Annotated in this window: 15 protein-coding genes and 1 pseudogene; 3 read left to right on the top strand and 13 right to left on the bottom strand. The window is 52.0% G+C overall.

Annotated features, from left to right (window positions below; genetic code table 11):
• From MHN01_RS04745 to pomA, 3 genes and pseudogenes are all read right to left on the bottom strand, one after another.
• Positions 1–291: pseudogene (locus MHN01_RS04745) on the bottom strand (tRNA 4-thiouridine(8) synthase ThiI); the annotation flags it as partial.
• A 160-nt stretch (positions 292–451) separates the two neighbouring features.
• On the bottom strand, positions 452–1369 hold the full coding sequence (locus MHN01_RS04740) for a flagellar motor protein MotB (protein WP_239410265.1): 918 nt from the start codon (positions 1367–1369) through the stop codon (positions 452–454).
• 11 nt (positions 1370–1380) lie between these two features.
• Positions 1381–2142, bottom strand: coding sequence for a flagellar motor protein PomA (gene pomA, locus MHN01_RS04735; protein WP_239410264.1), 762 nt, complete (start codon positions 2140–2142; stop codon positions 1381–1383).
• 212 nt (positions 2143–2354) lie between these two features.
• Between pomA and xseB the strand changes: the two genes are divergently transcribed.
• Genes xseB through dxs form a run of 3 tightly spaced genes read left to right on the top strand, consistent with a single transcriptional unit; the run spans position 2355 to position 5377 of the window.
• The gene (gene xseB, locus MHN01_RS04730; protein WP_075763721.1) at positions 2355–2597 is read left to right on the top strand and encodes an exodeoxyribonuclease VII small subunit; all 243 of its coding nucleotides are present in this window, start codon (positions 2355–2357) and stop codon (positions 2595–2597) included.
• Positions 2590–3492 carry a (2E,6E)-farnesyl diphosphate synthase gene (gene ispA, locus MHN01_RS04725; protein WP_239410263.1) on the top strand — a complete coding sequence of 301 codons (903 nt, stop codon included), beginning with the start codon at positions 2590–2592 and terminating at the stop codon, positions 3490–3492. The genes xseB and ispA overlap by 8 nt, the downstream gene beginning before the upstream one ends.
• 25 nt (positions 3493–3517) lie before the next feature.
• Positions 3518–5377, top strand: coding sequence for a 1-deoxy-D-xylulose-5-phosphate synthase (gene dxs, locus MHN01_RS04720; RefSeq protein ID WP_239410262.1), 1860 nt, complete (start codon positions 3518–3520; stop codon positions 5375–5377).
• Positions 5378–5427: 50 nt separating this feature from the next.
• On the opposite strand, the gene MHN01_RS04715 is transcribed toward dxs, so the two are convergent.
• The 10 genes from MHN01_RS04715 to glyA all read right to left on the bottom strand — a co-directional run bounded on the left by MHN01_RS04715 (position 5428) and on the right by glyA (position 15265).
• Positions 5428–7560: a hypothetical protein gene (locus MHN01_RS04715; RefSeq protein WP_239410261.1), complete on the bottom strand. Its 2133-nt coding sequence runs from the start codon at positions 7558–7560 to the stop codon at positions 5428–5430.
• Positions 7561–7701: 141 nt separating this feature from the next.
• Positions 7702–8187, bottom strand: a complete 486-nt coding sequence (gene pgpA, locus MHN01_RS04710; protein WP_160654501.1) for a phosphatidylglycerophosphatase A — start codon at positions 8185–8187, stop codon at positions 7702–7704.
• Between the two features lie 3 nt (positions 8188–8190).
• On the bottom strand, positions 8191–9165 hold the full coding sequence (gene thiL / locus MHN01_RS04705; protein ID WP_239410260.1) for a thiamine-phosphate kinase: 975 nt from the start codon (positions 9163–9165) through the stop codon (positions 8191–8193).
• Positions 9166–9228: 63 nt separating this feature from the next.
• On the bottom strand, positions 9229–9696 hold the full coding sequence (gene nusB, locus MHN01_RS04700) for a transcription antitermination factor NusB (protein ID WP_239410259.1): 468 nt from the start codon (positions 9694–9696) through the stop codon (positions 9229–9231).
• On the bottom strand, positions 9696–10166 hold the full coding sequence (gene ribE / locus MHN01_RS04695) for a 6,7-dimethyl-8-ribityllumazine synthase (protein WP_075763709.1): 471 nt from the start codon (positions 10164–10166) through the stop codon (positions 9696–9698). The genes nusB and ribE overlap by 1 nt, the downstream gene beginning before the upstream one ends.
• Before the next feature lie 231 nt (positions 10167–10397).
• Positions 10398–11501, bottom strand: coding sequence for a bifunctional 3,4-dihydroxy-2-butanone-4-phosphate synthase/GTP cyclohydrolase II (ribBA, locus tag MHN01_RS04690; protein ID WP_239410258.1), 1104 nt, complete (start codon positions 11499–11501; stop codon positions 10398–10400).
• A gap of 23 nt (positions 11502–11524) precedes the next feature.
• Positions 11525–12181, bottom strand: coding sequence for a riboflavin synthase (locus MHN01_RS04685; RefSeq protein ID WP_239410257.1), 657 nt, complete (start codon positions 12179–12181; stop codon positions 11525–11527).
• Between the two features lie 25 nt (positions 12182–12206).
• Positions 12207–13331: a bifunctional diaminohydroxyphosphoribosylaminopyrimidine deaminase/5-amino-6-(5-phosphoribosylamino)uracil reductase RibD gene (gene ribD, locus MHN01_RS04680; protein ID WP_239410256.1), complete on the bottom strand. Its 1125-nt coding sequence runs from the start codon at positions 13329–13331 to the stop codon at positions 12207–12209.
• Between the two features lie 56 nt (positions 13332–13387).
• Positions 13388–13837 carry a transcriptional regulator NrdR gene (gene nrdR / locus MHN01_RS04675; protein ID WP_075763701.1) on the bottom strand — a complete coding sequence of 150 codons (450 nt, stop codon included), beginning with the start codon at positions 13835–13837 and terminating at the stop codon, positions 13388–13390.
• 177 nt (positions 13838–14014) lie between these two features.
• Positions 14015–15265: a serine hydroxymethyltransferase gene (gene glyA / locus MHN01_RS04670; RefSeq protein ID WP_239410255.1), complete on the bottom strand. Its 1251-nt coding sequence runs from the start codon at positions 15263–15265 to the stop codon at positions 14015–14017.
• Positions 15266–15627: the final 362 nt, after the last annotated feature.

Here is a 15627-nt window from a genome sequence, read left to right as displayed (position 1 = left end):
GTGTTCTAGTGTCTGCTCATAGATATCGTGCATGTCAGTGAAGTCACTTTGCTTCACTTCCAGCGAATGGTGAATACCTGGCGTTTGCGTTAATACCGCCAGAACCTGATCACGAATGCTGTCATCTTTTGATGACACTTCGATGTGACTACGGCGATTTTGTACCGCTACTGAATCGGACAAACGCTGAACAATAATGCGGATGTTGCTTTCCAGGATTTTGGTGAAGCGTTTTCGAACAGAATCACTCTTTACAAAAATCTCAGGATGGGGTTTAACGATAAATTTCATAACACGCTTCGCTACACTGGGCCAAACAATACCAAAAGGATTAATCCTAAAAGGGATCAAAGGCGCGGATTATACAGCAAGCAGGCTGTTGCTGAAACAAGGATATACAGGGTAAGCTCCCTTCCCTGTATATCATTCCACTATTAGGTTTAGTGTAGGCTTAATTTCCGACGCTAGGCACTTCATCCGAATAATAGGGTTCGCCCTGCATGATAGAAATCTCGACCCGGCGGTTCTCTTTGCGTTGCGACTCGGTCTTGTTGTTGTTCAGCGGTGCCGTATCGGCCAACCCGACGACCCGCAGACGCTTGTGTTCAAAGCCATCCACTTTTTCCATCTCCTGGGCAACCGACACGGCGCGCTGTGCTGACAAGTCCCAGTTGGAACGGTATAGCTCCGAATCCAGCTTCTGGTTGTCAGTATGGCCGGAGACGCGGATCACACCAGGCACATCCTTGACCAAGTCGGCAACCTGCCTCACCAGCGGCCTGAATTTGGGCTGCAAGAAAGCGGAACCGGCAGGGAACGATCCCTTCTCTTTGATCCGGATAACGACCTGCTGACCGAAACTTTCCACTTCAACCGCCCCGTCCTGGATCTCACGGTCAAGTGCCTTCTGCAGAATTTCCATCAGTTGCTCTTGTGATTCCGACAGTTCAGAATCGCTGTTCTGCTTCTGCTCGGTCGACAAGTCAGCACTCTGCCCCCCCGTCATCTTGCCGGCGTCACGCTGGGTACCGCCGGCCCTGTCGGACTCGCCCTCATGAAAGTCCAGAGAACGCTGGGTCATATCAATCGTCTGCTGCATGATAACTTCAATCGGCGTCGGCTCCGGACGCCCGGGACGAAATTCCTGAGCAATCACGCTGGTTCCTTTCGGAATATCTTTCACTTCCAGCATGTTTTGAACACCGAAAGCAAACTTCATCGAGCCGGCAATTTGCTTAAATTTCAGTACATCCATCTCTGAAAACGACAGCAGGAGTACAAAGAAACACATCAGCAGTGACATCAGATCGGCAAAGGTTCCCATCCATGCCGGCAGCCCCGGGGGGGGACATTTGCATTCTTCTTCCATCGTCCCTCCTGTTACTCGTCGCCGTCGATACTACGTTTCTTCTCGTTCAGATAATTTTTCAGGTAGCCGTCAATCACCCGCGGGTTCTGACCATCCTGAATAGCCAGCACCCCGTCGAGGATCAGACGACGGTTCAGCTTTTCTTCGTCTTTGCGCAACTGGAGCTTGGCAGCAATCGGCAACATCACCATGTTCGCCATTACAGCCCCGTACAGGGTAGTCAAAAGTGCAACGGCCATCGCAGGTCCGATCGACTTGGGGTCATCCATGTTGGACAGCATCGCTACCAGGCCGATCAGTGTACCGATCATCCCCATTGCTGGCGCAACATCACCCAGAGCCTTGAAAATTCCCGCCCCCAGCTCGTGGCGCTCGTTAGTCAGGGCGATATCTTTCTGCAAAGTAGCCCGGACTACATCAGCATCATGGCCGTCAACCAGCAAGTCTATACCTTTGCGCAAGAAAGAGTTTTCCACTTCCATCTCTTCCAATGCCAGAAAACCACCTTTACGTGCCGCATCAGCCATCTCGACAACCTTGGCAATTAAGTCTTCAGGGTTGTCGGTTTTGAACATAAACGCTTTTACTGCGATTTTTGCCGCACCAAAAAACTGGCCAACGCTATATTGCATCAAGGCAACAAACATCGAGCCACATAAAACGATCAGGATCGACTGCGTATCAATGAACATACTGATACTACCGCCCAGTACCATCGCCATGATAACGAAGGCAAATGACCCGATTAAACCTATGAGGGTAGCCAAATCCACCGGTAATTCTCCAACTTGCGACACGTAGCCAAAATGATTTCTGTGGCTATTCTAACCAACTCAGACTATATCGGCATCATTGAATTTTGATTTAGCTTTCTTGACAGCAAAACTCGAAAATAACTGTTGGCGACACAGAATCCTGTGACATAATTTGACGCTGTAAACTCTCTACGTTATTTTTCCTGCACTTAAATCATAGTGAACCCTTTATGGCAGCTAAAAAACCTGAAAATATGGCGTTTGAAGCCGCACTGGACGAACTAGACAGCATCGTAAATGAGCTGGAATCCGGTGACATTGCGCTCGAAGATGCGCTGAAGAAATTTGAGCGTGGCATTGCGCTTGCCCGTAGCAGCCAGCAAAAACTGACTCAGGCCGAGCAACGAGTAGAGATTCTGCTTCAGGCAGATGATGAAGCCCCCCTGACTGAATTTGATGCCGATAATGAATAAAAACACTTCCCTGTCACAGTCTCTACAGTATTACCAGCAGCGTAATAACCAGCAACTGGCACAATGGATCTCGGCGCAGCCGTACGCTGAACAGCCTCTCATCGAGGCCATGAAGCACGGTACGTTGCTGGGTGGCAAACGTGCTCGCCCTTTCCTGACCTACGTAACAGGCCAGATGCTTGGTGCCGATTGTGCTAATCTTGATACTCCAGCGGCGGCAGTGGAATGCATTCATGCGTATTCATTAATTCATGACGATCTGCCGGCGATGGACAACGATGACTTGCGCCGTGGTCAGCCGACCTGCCATATTGCCTTTGATGAGGCGACAGCCATTTTGGCTGGCGACTCGCTGCAGACGCTGGCTTTTGAGATTCTGGCAACTGGTCCCTTGAGCGAAGGCGGGGAGACATACCGCATCCAGATGGTCAGAGAGCTGGCACAGGCATCAGGCGCGGCTGGAATGTGCATGGGGCAGGCACTGGATCTGGCGGCTGAGGGACAGGATGTTACGCTGCAGGAGCTGGAAACCATCCACAAGCATAAAACCGGCGCATTGATTCGCTGTGCGGTTCGCCTCGGGGCGCTTGCCGCCGGTGACAAAGGTGCAGAGATACTGCCGCAGCTCAACCAATATGCGGATGCTATCGGCCTGGCCTTCCAGGTTCAGGACGATATTCTGGATGTTACCAGCGACACAGAAACCTTGGGAAAACCGCAAGGTTCAGATCTCGAACTAGAAAAAAGCACCTACCCTGCCTTACTCGGATTGGAAGGTGCGAAGCAAAAAGCTCAGCAACTTTATCAAGAAGCGCTACAAGCATTGGACGCAATACCCTACAATACAGACCAATTAGAAGTTTTTGCCCGATACGTCATCGAGCGCAATAACTAAAAAACAGTAAAAGCGCCGAAATGTTATGACACTGGATATTTCAAAATACCCTCATCTGGCTCTGGCAAACACTCCAGATGAACTTCGCTTGTTACCAGTCGACAGTCTACCTGCTGTCTGCGACGAGCTACGTACCTACTTACTGAAGTCAGTAAGCCAAAGCAGCGGTCACTTTGCCTCCGGCCTTGGTGCCGTCGAGCTGACGGTTGCCCTGCACTATGTCTACAATACACCGTTCGATCACCTCATCTGGGACGTCGGTCACCAGGCATACCCGCACAAAATACTTACCGGCCGCCGCGAGGCGATGCCGACGATCCGTCAGAAAGACGGGATCCACCCATTCCCGTGGCGTGAAGAGAGCGAATATGACGTTCTTTCCGTCGGCCACTCCTCGACCTCGATCAGTGCCGGACTGGGGATGGCGATTGCCGCGGAAAAAGAAGGCCTCGGCCGAAAAGTGGTCAGCGTGATCGGCGACGGCGCAATCACAGCTGGGATGGCATTTGAAGCGATGAACCATGCCGGTGACGTCCACTCGGATATGCTCGTGATCCTGAACGACAACGAGATGTCGATTTCGGAAAACGTAGGTGCAATGAATAACCACCTTGCGCGCTTGTTGTCCGGCAGCCTCTATACCACCATCCGTGAAGGCGGCAAGAAAGTGCTGTCTGGTGCGCCGCCGATCAAGGAGCTGGTCAAACGCGCCGAGGAGCACATTAAAGGCATGGTTGTTCCCGGTACCATGTTCGAGGAGCTGGGCTTTAATTATATCGGCCCTGTTGATGGCCATGATGTCGACGAGCTGGTCAATACCCTGAAGAACATGCGTAACCTCAAAGGACCGCAGTTCCTTCATATCATGACCAAGAAAGGCAAGGGCTATGCCCCGGCCGAAGCAGATCCGATCAACTATCACGCCGTACCGAAATTTGATCTGACCCAGAACCCGATTCCGAAAACCAAGAGCCAGCCAACGTTCTCCAATATCTTCGGCGACTGGCTGTGCGATATGGCCGAGCAGGACAGCAAGCTAATGGCCATTACCCCGGCCATGCGTGAAGGCTCTGGCATGGTTCGGTTCTCGAAAGCGTTCCCTGAGCAGTATTTTGATGTTGCCATTGCCGAGCAACATGCTGTTACTCTGGCAACAGGCATGGCTATCGGTGGCTACCACCCGGTTGTTGCCATCTATTCGACCTTCTTACAGCGCGGCTATGATCAGCTGATCCACGATATCGCGATCATGGATCTACCGGTGATGTTTGCCATTGACCGCGGCGGCCTGGTCGGGGCCGACGGACAAACGCACCAGGGCTCGTTTGATCTGAGCTTCATGCGCTGTATTCCCAACATGGTGATTATGGCACCAAGTGACGAAAACGAATGTCGCCAGATGCTCTACACTGGCCACCAGCACCAGGGACCAAGTGCAGTACGCTACCCACGCGGCAGCGGTACCGGTATTGTGCCAAACCGCGAGATGACGGCTCTGGAGATAGGTAAAGGGATTGTTCGCCGTCAAGGTGAGAAGATCGCTATCCTTAACTTCGGCACCACCCTGAGCTATGCGCTGGAAGCGGCTGAAAATCTAAACGCAACCGTGGCCGATATGCGTTTCGTCAAGCCTCTCGACGAAGCTTTGATCCTGGAGCTAGCAGCGACCCACGACACCTTGGTGACCGTTGAGGAGAATGCCATTGCCGGTGGTGCCGGTAGCGGTGTGAACGAGTTCCTGATGAAGCAGAAAGTGCTCAAGCCGGTACTGAACATCGGCCTGCCGGATCGCTTTATCGAACAAGGCACTCAGGCGGAACTTCATGCCCTGCTCGAAATTGATGGCCCGGGCATCGAGAAGCAGATAAAAGCCTACATCGACTAACAAGGATAAAACCCTAGCCCGGTAGCTTTCTTAGCTGCCGGGCTCCGGTTTTAGAAGTTCTCCCCAACCACAGTCACATTGGGCCAGGGCACCTTTTTCAGCACCGCCCCCTCGTAACCTCCCAGCTCGATATAGCGCATAGGCTCACCCAGCGAACCGTCGTAATTTACCCGCTGATATTCTCCCGGCAGGGATATCCGCATAGGTTTGGCCAGCAAAAAGCCTTTCTGATTTCTTTCTTTAACGGCCCGGTAAACAACCAAGCCTTCGCTGTAACGGCGTGCAATCACTCCTTCCCGGGGAAAATCACCAAACCAGCCGGAGCGGTAAAGCCAGAACCAGTTTGCCGGTTTCAGCGCAATATCCGATATCATCGATGCCGATGTTTTTGCCTTATCCCCCTTGTTTTCCCAGATCACCGCCTTGTGTCCTTTAGGGATATTAACAGGCCGGCCGATATCAATTTCCAACATCCCCGTCGGCTGGTAAACCCAGTTTTTGGGTACCCCCTGCCGGTACCAGTTACGCAACGTCGTATTGCCGCTGCCATAAAAATAGGTTTGGTTCCAACTATGGAAGAAGGTATAACCGGGCAGGTTAAAAAAGTAGTATTGAGCCAGCCCAGTTTCTATATCCCGCTGCCAGGCGAGATCAGAAGAGGGGGCCAGCTCGCTGCGCCCTCCTTTCACCGACGCCATGATGACACTTTTGTCACCAGCCTTGGCCAACGCAAAGGTCTCCCAGGCACGCTGCATCCTCTGCAAGCCCATCGCCGGGGTGAGATAGTGTTCCCGCAACCAGAGATCAATGACATCCCGCAACTGCACCGGCCATACCGAATAATGCCAGAGGTTAATCTCCGAGATATTCGCAGCCAGCCAGGTGGTTTGCGTTTTCTTTTTCACCCGGAGCAAAAAATCGGCCAGTTGCTTGGCATACTCTGTTGCCGCGTCTGGCGTACCGGCCTTGAGCGGCAGTTCGCTGAGCAGCCCGCCCTCAAGGACACTGAACTGATTGCTGTCGAGCAACTTGGCCATATCATCATTGTATGCCCCGCTTAGCCCCTGCCGCTGCCAGTCATGACGATACCAATTGGCATGCACTTCATTAAAAGCATCATTAGCAAAACTCACCCGGTACCAGCAGGTACCCGGCCACATATTGCTGGCCGGTATCAGGCGTGCCTGATGCCTGAAACGGGCACTGGCCTTGGTATTAGGGCGTTCATTAAACTCGGTGGCGCTCACATACCCGTCACCGTCCTGATCATTGGCACTGTCCCAGCCGGGGATCCGCAACTGCTTGGCATCGAGCTGCAGCCAAGGCTTAATACGTAACTCACTGAGCCTAGTCTCATCCGGCCAGGCGAGCTTAACCATCCATGTTTTTAGGCCGTTATCCAAGCCAATATTTCCGCTGTTGAGTTTACGTTGCTGGTAATACGGCCATGCACTGTGCCAGGTTTCTTGATGCTCAAGATAACCCGTCAGTATTTTTTCCCCTTGAGTGCTTCCTCCTTGAGAGCCAGACAGCGACCCGGAAACGATATCCGAACCGGACTGGGACCAGTCAACCTTAGTCTTTTTCCAGCCAGCCACATTTCCCTTCTCATCGGTCAGGTTGCGTTTTAGCAAAGGCGAGCCGTCAGCAACAAGCTCAAGGGCATCAAACGGGTAGGAAGAGAAGAGGATCACCTCGTCGCCCGGCTGAAGAATCAGCGGCAAACGCGCAGTAGAGAACTGATTATTACGAACCAGCAGCAAGTGATAGGGCTGACCTTTGAGCAGATAATCCAAGCCAGAACTCGGCTTATCTGCCGCTAACAGGGTATCTTCGGAGAAATGCATGAAACCGTCTTCCATATCAATCCCGGCCAGTGCAGCCTGTTTACTTACCCATGCCGACTGTTTTCCCGGCCGACAGTCCAGCTTCTGGCTATAGATATACCCCATCGCAATGGTCTGGCGGTTAACATCAACATCCTGCATGCCGCCAAAAATAATATCCGCATGGCTTGCCTCCCAGTCTTTCACGTCCTGCGCCGTGTTGAAGAACGATGTAGCCAACGGCTCATCCCAGCTTCCCGGTAACACCCAGGCCACCCCTGTCGAGGGATAAACCTGTGCATTAGCCTGATAGGCCAACAATAACCCTGCAACTAACCCCAACCCGCGCCACGGCATAGCTCACCACTTAATTGTTCTGAAAACCTTAATAAAGCCTAGACGAACAATTTTTAGCAGGTTGATTTAAAGCCGGTTTATCTACAAAAAAGCCGCGCTATTGCGCGGTTAAAACTTCCGTTATCAGGCTGTAGGCTTCTTCTACCAGCCCATCCAGTAACCTACTCCCCACAGGGCAATCATTGCCATAAAGCCTGCCAGGATATCATCTACCATGATTCCCAGGCCGCCATGGACATGTTTATCCAACCAGCTGATCGGCCACGGTTTGACCATGTCAAAGAAACGGAACAGGACAAAACCTGTCAGTACCCATTCCCAGCTCGCTACCGGGGCTACCGCCATGGTGATCCAGAAACCGACAAACTCATCCCAGACGATACTGCCGTGGTCGTGAACACCCATATCATCCGAGGTTTTCTGACAAATGATAATACCGACCAGCGCCGCGACTACCGTGATCACCAGATAAGCCGCAAAAGGGAGCTTAACCATCAATAGATAAAAAGGGATGGCCGCCACAGTGCCCATGGTTCCCGGTATGATTGGTGACAAGCCACTACCGAACCCTGTTGCCAGCAAATGCCAAGGATTTGTCAGGTTGATATTCTCTTTAGGATTTCCCACTTACTACTCCGCAAAATGATCATAGCCATGCAACTGCCAGTCAAGCGGCTGATCAGCTCTGATCAGCGTGATCCCCCGTCCCGGGCGCAACTGACCGATACAGGTCGCCTTGACGCCACAGTGTGCCAGAGTCGTATCGATTGCTCCACGGTTCTGCTCAGGAACCGTAAAGCAGAGCTCGTATTCTTCGCCACTGCCCAGCGCCAGCTGCAGGGCCTTGTCCCTGTCAGCCTCAAACAAACACAGCTCCGGCGACAGCGGCAGTTTATCAACCTCGATGCTGGCCGCCAGCCCGGAGCGCTTCAGTATGTGGCCGAGATCAGAAATCAAGCCGTCAGAAATATCCAAGGCTGCCGAGGCTATCCCGCGCAGTGCCTGTCCAGCCAAAATCCGGGGCTGCGCCTTGTAATGGCGATCAAGCAAGGTCTCTATTAGTTGCGGATCACTCACAATCTTCTCGCCAAGCAGCAAAGAAAGCCCGGCGGCGCTATCCCCCAAATTACCGGTAACATAGACCCAGTCACCTGATTTCGCTCCACTGCGGGTGAGCGCTTTCCCCTTGGGAACAAAGCCATGAACGGTAATCGTAATACTCAGCGGCCCTTTGGTAGTATCGCCACCCACCAGCTGAACATTGTAATAGTCAGCCAGTGCAAAAAAGCCCTGGCAAAACTGGCGTAGCCAACTTTCATCCGGAGAAGGCAAGGTCAATGCCAGTGACACCCAAGCTGGCGTTGCCCCCATAGCTGCCAGGTCGCTAAGGTTTGAGGCCAAAGCCTTATGGGCTACCAGCGCCGGATCAGCATCAGCCAAAAAGTGAGTACCTGCTACCAGTGAGTCAGTACTGACGGCAAGCTGGCTGCCGTCCGGCACTTCCAGCAGGGCACAATCATCACCGATGGACAAGGCCACATCACGGCGGTTAACATTCTGGTGCTCAAAATACCGAGCAATAAGGTCAAATTCGTTACTAGCCATACTGTTTTCAAATTAAAGACAGAAAAAAGGCCAGCTAAGCTGGCCCTCTAGAATCGTATTCGATTACTTCTTGCGAAGTGTCGGTGCCGCTTTATCCAGCACACCGTTTACAAACTTGTGGCTGTCTTCCGCACCGAAGGCCTTGGCCAGTTCGATAGCTTCGTTGATCACCACTTTGTATGGTACGTCATCACGCTTGGTCATCTCGTACATAGCAAGACGAAGCAGCGCAAGTTCCATCTGATCCAGGTCCTGTAGCGGACGAGACAGGTACGGACGCATTTTGCTGTCCAGTTCCTGATGGTTCAGAACCACACCTGTAAACAGGTCACGGAAGTAAGCAACGTCAGTATGCGGTGCTGCCAGCTCAGGCGCGTCAGCCTGGTGCTCTTCTTCTTCAAATTTATCGCCAGAAAGGAAGTGCTGCTCGATATCGGCAACATTGCCCTTAGTGATCTGCCAAGAATAAATAGCTTGGATAGCAAAGTGACGTGCATTTCGACGTGCGGCTGGTTTCACAGTAACCCCCATTAGGATTCGATTTGGGACAGGACATTAACCATTTCAAGCGCGCTTAGTGCAGCCTCTGCCCCTTTATTACCAGCCTTGGTACCGGCACGCTCAATGGCTTGTTCGATTGAATCTACAGTCAGAACACCGAACGCTACCGGAGTATTAAACTCAAGAGCGATCTGCGCCAGACCTTTATTACACTCACCGGCAACATAATCAAAGTGTGGCGTACCGCCACGGATCACAGAGCCTAGCGCCACGATAGCATCGTAACGATCGCTCTTAGCAACCTGCTGGGCAACCAGTGGAAGCTCGTATGCACCAGGGCAACGAACAACAGTGATATTGTCATCGCTTACCTGACCTTGACGTTTCAGTGCGTCCAACGCACCTGAAAGCAGGCTTTCGTTGATAAAGCTGTTGAAGCGTGCGATTACGATAGCAACTTTTGCGTTTGGTGCCGCGATGGCGCCTTCAATTACCTTCATGGGCCTTCCTGTGACTATGTCTTTCCGGTTTGAGAAACCGCGGGAGTCTATCACACTTTAAAAGTTATACCAATTGACATCTCACCGGCTCAGGGTGAATAAATAATCGGTCATAACAGGTGATAAGCGCGTATTTCTCGCCGGTATTATCAAAATAACCTCCTGTCCTGCAGCTAAGCAGCAACAAGAGAAAGAAAAAACAGGCCAGTCGATACTGGCCCATCTACTGATTTACTCGCAAATATACTCAACGACTTCCAGGCCAAAGCCTGACAGTGAATGGTAACGCTGGGTAGAAGAAGACAGCAGCCGCATTTTCGACACACCCAGATCGGATAGGATCTGAGAGCCCACACCCACCTGGCGAGACTGATCTTTCGGATTCAGCTTCACCACCGGTTTGCCCTCTTCCTGTGCTGCCAGCTGTTTCAGCTTGGTGATCACCGCTTCTTGCGGTTCGTGCTTGCTTAGTACCACCAGCACACCGCCCTCGTCAGCAATACGCTTCATGGCTGCTGGCAGGGTCCACTGCGACGCGCCCGAGTGAAGAATATCTTTGAATGTATCTTGCAGGTGAACACGAACTAAAGTCGATGACTCGGGTGCCACATCACCCTTGCGCAGCGCATAATGAATTTCATTGTCGATCGTATCTCGGTAGGTGATCATGTCGAACTCACCAAACTCTGTCGGCAGTCGGCATTCCGCCACACGTTCAATTGTCGTTTCGTTGTTGTTACGGTATTCGATCAGATCGGCAATAGTCCCCAGTTTCAGGCCGTGTTTTTCGGCAAACACTTCCAAGTCAGGGCGACGAGCCATGGTGCCGTCTTCATTGAGGATCTCGACAATAACGCTGGATGGCTCCAGACCAGCCAGGCGGGCAACATCACAACCGGCTTCGGTATGACCGGCGCGTGCAAGCACACCGCCTTCCTGAGCCATGAGCGGAAAGATGTGTCCCGGCATGACAATATCAGCCGCCGTGGCATTTTCAGCCACCGCCGCCTGAACGGTACGGGCACGGTCTGCCGCGGAGATCCCAGTGGTCACTCCCTCGGCCGCCTCAATCGATACTGTAAAATTGGTACTAAACTGCTCGGTATTATCCTGCACCATCAGCGGCAGGTTAAGCTGCTTGCAGCGCGTCTGGGTCAAGGTCAGGCAAATCAGGCCCCGGCCGTTGGTCGCCATAAAGTTCACCGCTTCAGGCGTGATTCTCTCTGATGCCATGATCAGATCGCCTTCATTCTCGCGATCTTCATCATCCATGAGGATAACCATCTTACCCAGGCGGATATCTTCGATTATTTCTTTTGCACTGCTTAACGCCATAACAATACCTTTATCCTAATGCTTTATCCTAAGAACCCAGTTTTTGCCAGTAGGTCCATGGTAACTTCCGACTTTTTATCTGCGGCTTTCTCACCTAGCATCAAACGCTCTAGGTAGCGGGCAATCACATCAACCTCCAGGTTGACTTTGCGTCCCGCTTTAAAAGATTCCATTGTCGTTTCCGCCGCGGTATGCGGCACGATTGTCAGCTTGAACTCATTGCCACGGATCGCGTTGACGGTCAGGCTGATACCATCGACGGATACCGAGCCTTTCTCCGAAATATATTTTGCCAGATGCTCAGGTGCCCTGACCCAGAACTCGATCGCCCGTCCGGTATGGGTGCGCTCAATAATTTCAGCGACATCGTCTACATGTCCGGAAACCATATGACCGCCGAAACGGGTCGTCGGCAACATGGCTTTTTCCAGATTGGCCTTCTGTCCGGCCTTGTAGTTGGCAAAAGCAGTACGCTGGAGAGTTTCCAGAGAGAGATCGGCAACATAACCGCTACCGGTCAGCTCAACGACGGTCAGGCATACTCCGTTGGTTGCAATACTGTCACCCAATTTGACATCGGATAGATCGAGCTTGCCGGCATCGACCGTGACAGAAATATCCGCACCTTTCGGCGTCAGGGCCGTAATCGTACCTACAGCTTCGATAATGCCAGTAAACATGAATTAAAATTCCTTGAATTGCTCGTTAAACTTGTTTGACTCGGGCAGTGATCCGGATATCCGGCCCGACCATCCGAACATCGCTGATCGCCAGCTCAGGCACCTGAGACATTGCCGTCAGCCCCTGCAGATCAACCAGCCCGCGGCTGTCGCTTCCCATCAGTTTAGGTGCCTGGTAAATAATTAGCTCATCAACCAGATCCGCCGAGAGCAGCGCACCGGCCAGTCCGGCACCAGCCTCAACCCAGATGTGGTTGATATCCTGCTCAGACAATGCCTTCATCAGCGCTGGCAAATCGAGCGGACCTCCGGCTTCGGTTGCCGGTACCAGTAACTGCTCAACTGACTCAGGCCATGCTTCGTCACCGTGTTCACGGCGGGCCAAAATAGTCTGCCCAGGCAAATGTACAAGCTTATGGTCCGGTGTCACCCGATTCTGACTATCAATCACAACCCGACACGGCTGGCGAACGGCCAACTGCGGATACTCTTGCTGTACCGCCTCACCCAACTCGTCCCAACGAATATTCAGCGAAGGGTCGTCGGCCAGTACGGTCGCACTGGTTGAAAGGATCGCCCCTGCCCTGGCCCTGAAGCGCTGGACATCCGAGCGGGCCGCAGCCCCTGTGATCCACTTGCTCTGGCCATTAGACAGCGCAGTACGGCCATCAAGGCTCGATGCCAGCTTCAGTTGCACATACGGCATCCCGGTTTTCATCCGCTTGATAAAACCAGGATTCAGCGCTTGGGCATCTGCTTCAAGCAGACCAGTCTGAACTTCGATTCCGGCCACCTGCAGCATCTCGATACCGCGCCCAGCTACTTGCGGGTTAGGATCAACCATCGCGCACACAACCCGTGATACCTTGGCCTTAACAAGCGCTTCGGCACAAGGCGGTGTGCGTCCGTAGTGAGAACAAGGCTCTAGCGTGACATAGGCAGTGGCTCCCCGGGCCTTATCGCCCGCGGCACGCAGCGCAAACACTTCGGCATGCGGCTGACCAGCCTGATAATGGTAACCTTCCCCGACAATGTTATCGCCGTGGGCTATCACACAACCAACGTTGGGGTTCGGAGCAGTTGTAAAACGACCACGTTTTGCCAACTCAATGGCACGCAGCATCATGGCATGATCTATGGGTGAGAACATCTGGCTTAGCATTCACTTGATGGCGTTAGCCGGCAGGTAACTGCCGCTAACACCGCTTACTTCTCTAACTTGGCGATTTCTTCACCAAATTCACGAATATCTTCAAAACTACGGTAAACAGAGGCAAACCGGATATAGGCAACCTTATCCAGTTCCTTCAGCGCTTCCATCACCAGGTTTCCTATCATCTCTGACGGTACTTCACGCTCGCCCGTCGCACGAAGACGAGACTTAATTGTGTTGATGGCACGTTCGATGTCATCAGCACTCACCGGCCGTTTTTCCAGCGCACGCTGGATCCCGCCACGAAGCTTGTCTTCGTTGAACGGGTCACGGTTACCGTTGGTTTTAATCACCCGAGGCATGACTAACTCAGCGGTTTCAAACGTCGTGTAGCGCTCATTACACGCCAGACACTGACGGCGACGACGGACTTGATGGCCGTCTGCAACCAGACGGGAATCGATTACTTTGGTGTCATTTGCACCACAAAAAGGACAATGCATCTTGCCTCCTAAAATTCGTCGACTCAGTGTAACTCATTTCAATCGGTTATTGAGAGTATAAGAATGGTTTTTCTTATTATTCTGGCTGACAAAAGCAAAACGGCACCTTAAGCAGGTGCCGTTTTCTTATAACCAAGTTGTTGCAACCGCATCACAGTTGCAAAAAGACAGGTGCTATTAAGCGTAAACAGGTAGACGCTTACAGATGTCCAGCACCTTCGCCTTAGTCGCTTCAATCACTTCTGGCTTGTCGGTGTTGTCCAGAACATCACAGATCCAGCCTGCCAGCTGCTTGGCTTCTTCAACCGAGAAACCACGACGAGTGATCGCAGGCGTACCCAAACGGATACCCGAAGTCACAAACGGGCTGCGAGGATCGTTCGGTACACTGTTCTTGTTCACCGTGATGTTGGCTTCACCCAAGGCTGCGTCTGCTTCTTTACCTGTGATGCCCTTGTCGATCAGATCAACCAGGAACAGGTGGTTTTCGGTACCGCCAGAGACAATCTTGTAGCCGCGCTCGATAAACTCAGCCACCATTGCCTTGGCATTTTCAACAACGCGTGCCTGGTAGTCTTTAAACTCTGGCTCCATCGCTTCTTTGAAAGCAACCGCTTTAGCCGCGATCACGTGCATCAGAGGACCACCCTGACCACCAGGGAATACTGCGGAGTTCAGCTTCTTGTACAGCTCTTCGCCTTCGCTCGACAGGATCAGGCCACCACGTGGGCCCGCCAGTGTTTTGTGAGTCGTCGTTGTTACCACGTGGGCATGCGGTACAGGGTTCGGGTACACACCGGCAGCGATCAGGCCTGCTACGTGTGCCATATCAACAAAGAAGTACGCGCCCACTTTGTCAGCGATTTCACGCATGCGCTTCCAGTCAACAACCTGAGAATAAGCAGAGAAGCCACCGATGATCATCTTCGGCTTGTGCTCCAGAGCAAGAGCTTCCATCTCTTCGTAGTCAATCTGACCACTTTCATCAATGCCGTAAGGAATGATGTTATATAGCTTACCCGAGAAGTTTACCGGAGAGCCGTGAGTCAAGTGACCGCCGTGTGCCAGGCTCATACCCAATACCGTATCGCCGGCATTCAGCAGTGCCATGTAAACCGCGTTGTTGGCCTGTGAGCCTGAGTGCGGCTGAACGTTCGCATATTCTGCGCCGAATAGCTGACAGGCGCGCTCGATAGCTAGCTGCTCAGCCTTGTCGACATACTCACAACCGCCATAGTAGCGCTTGCCCGGATAACCTTCGGCATACTTATTCGTCAGCTGAGAACCTTGCGCTTCCATTACACGTGGGCTGGTGTAGTTTTCAGAGGCAATTAACTCGATGTGCTCTTCCTGACGCGCAGTTTCTTCCTGAATGGCTGCAAAAAGTTCTGCGTCATAATCGGCAATATTCATGTCGCGTTTTAGCATCTGTATCTCCTGACTCAGATTGTTCTCGTACTAATTGACAGAAGTACCTGAAAAATTCAGATCCTTGTGTGAATCGGTGGTAATCATAAATCTTCGGTGCGTATCGAAAAATCATAAAGCTAGGCCCCGCCTAGACGCAAACGTTTTCGTTACACCTGTATATATTGCGCCATCTTACAGAATTTGATCTAAATCAGATAGTCCTCAAGGCACTTTTTCTTATTAGTTCTGCATGTTTATTTTCAATGGCCGCATGAATTGTTTTCATCTTGATGAATCAATCACCATTACAATTCATGCTAGTTGCATCATATTACAAGTGAATCTGAAAATTAATATTTTACGATCGCGTAAATTTTATC

Source organism: Photobacterium sp. OFAV2-7, from assembly GCF_022347985.1.
GTDB lineage: Bacteria > Pseudomonadota > Gammaproteobacteria > Enterobacterales > Vibrionaceae > Photobacterium.
Note: the sequence above shows the minus strand (reverse complement) of the source record. Positions and strands in the feature narration are given on the sequence as shown.

Bases quoted from the DNA above. Each gene is read 5' to 3' on its own strand.
- ribD (WP_239410256.1), bottom strand. From the start codon at position 13,331: ATGTTCTCACCCATAGATCATGCCATGATGCTGCGTGCCATTGAGTTG.
- dxs (WP_239410262.1), top strand. From the start codon at position 3,518: ATGACACTGGATATTTCAAAATACCCTCATCTGGCTCTGGCAAACACT.
- ispA (WP_239410263.1), top strand. From the start codon at position 2,590: ATGAATAAAAACACTTCCCTGTCACAGTCTCTACAGTATTACCAGCAG.
- MHN01_RS04740 (WP_239410265.1), bottom strand. From the start codon at position 1,369: ATGGAAGAAGAATGCAAATGTCCCCCCCCGGGGCTGCCGGCATGGATG.
- MHN01_RS04685 (WP_239410257.1), bottom strand. From the start codon at position 12,181: ATGTTTACTGGCATTATCGAAGCTGTAGGTACGATTACGGCCCTGACG.
- nusB (WP_239410259.1), bottom strand. From the start codon at position 9,696: ATGGGGGTTACTGTGAAACCAGCCGCACGTCGAAATGCACGTCACTTT.
- ribBA (WP_239410258.1), bottom strand. From the start codon at position 11,501: ATGGCGTTAAGCAGTGCAAAAGAAATAATCGAAGATATCCGCCTGGGT.
- thiL (WP_239410260.1), bottom strand. From the start codon at position 9,165: ATGGCTAGTAACGAATTTGACCTTATTGCTCGGTATTTTGAGCACCAG.
- glyA (WP_239410255.1), bottom strand. From the start codon at position 15,265: ATGCTAAAACGCGACATGAATATTGCCGATTATGACGCAGAACTTTTT.
- nrdR (WP_075763701.1), bottom strand. From the start codon at position 13,837: ATGCATTGTCCTTTTTGTGGTGCAAATGACACCAAAGTAATCGATTCC.
- MHN01_RS04715 (WP_239410261.1), bottom strand. From the start codon at position 7,560: ATGCCGTGGCGCGGGTTGGGGTTAGTTGCAGGGTTATTGTTGGCCTAT.
- ribE (WP_075763709.1), bottom strand. From the start codon at position 10,166: ATGAAGGTAATTGAAGGCGCCATCGCGGCACCAAACGCAAAAGTTGCT.
- xseB (WP_075763721.1), top strand. From the start codon at position 2,355: ATGGCAGCTAAAAAACCTGAAAATATGGCGTTTGAAGCCGCACTGGAC.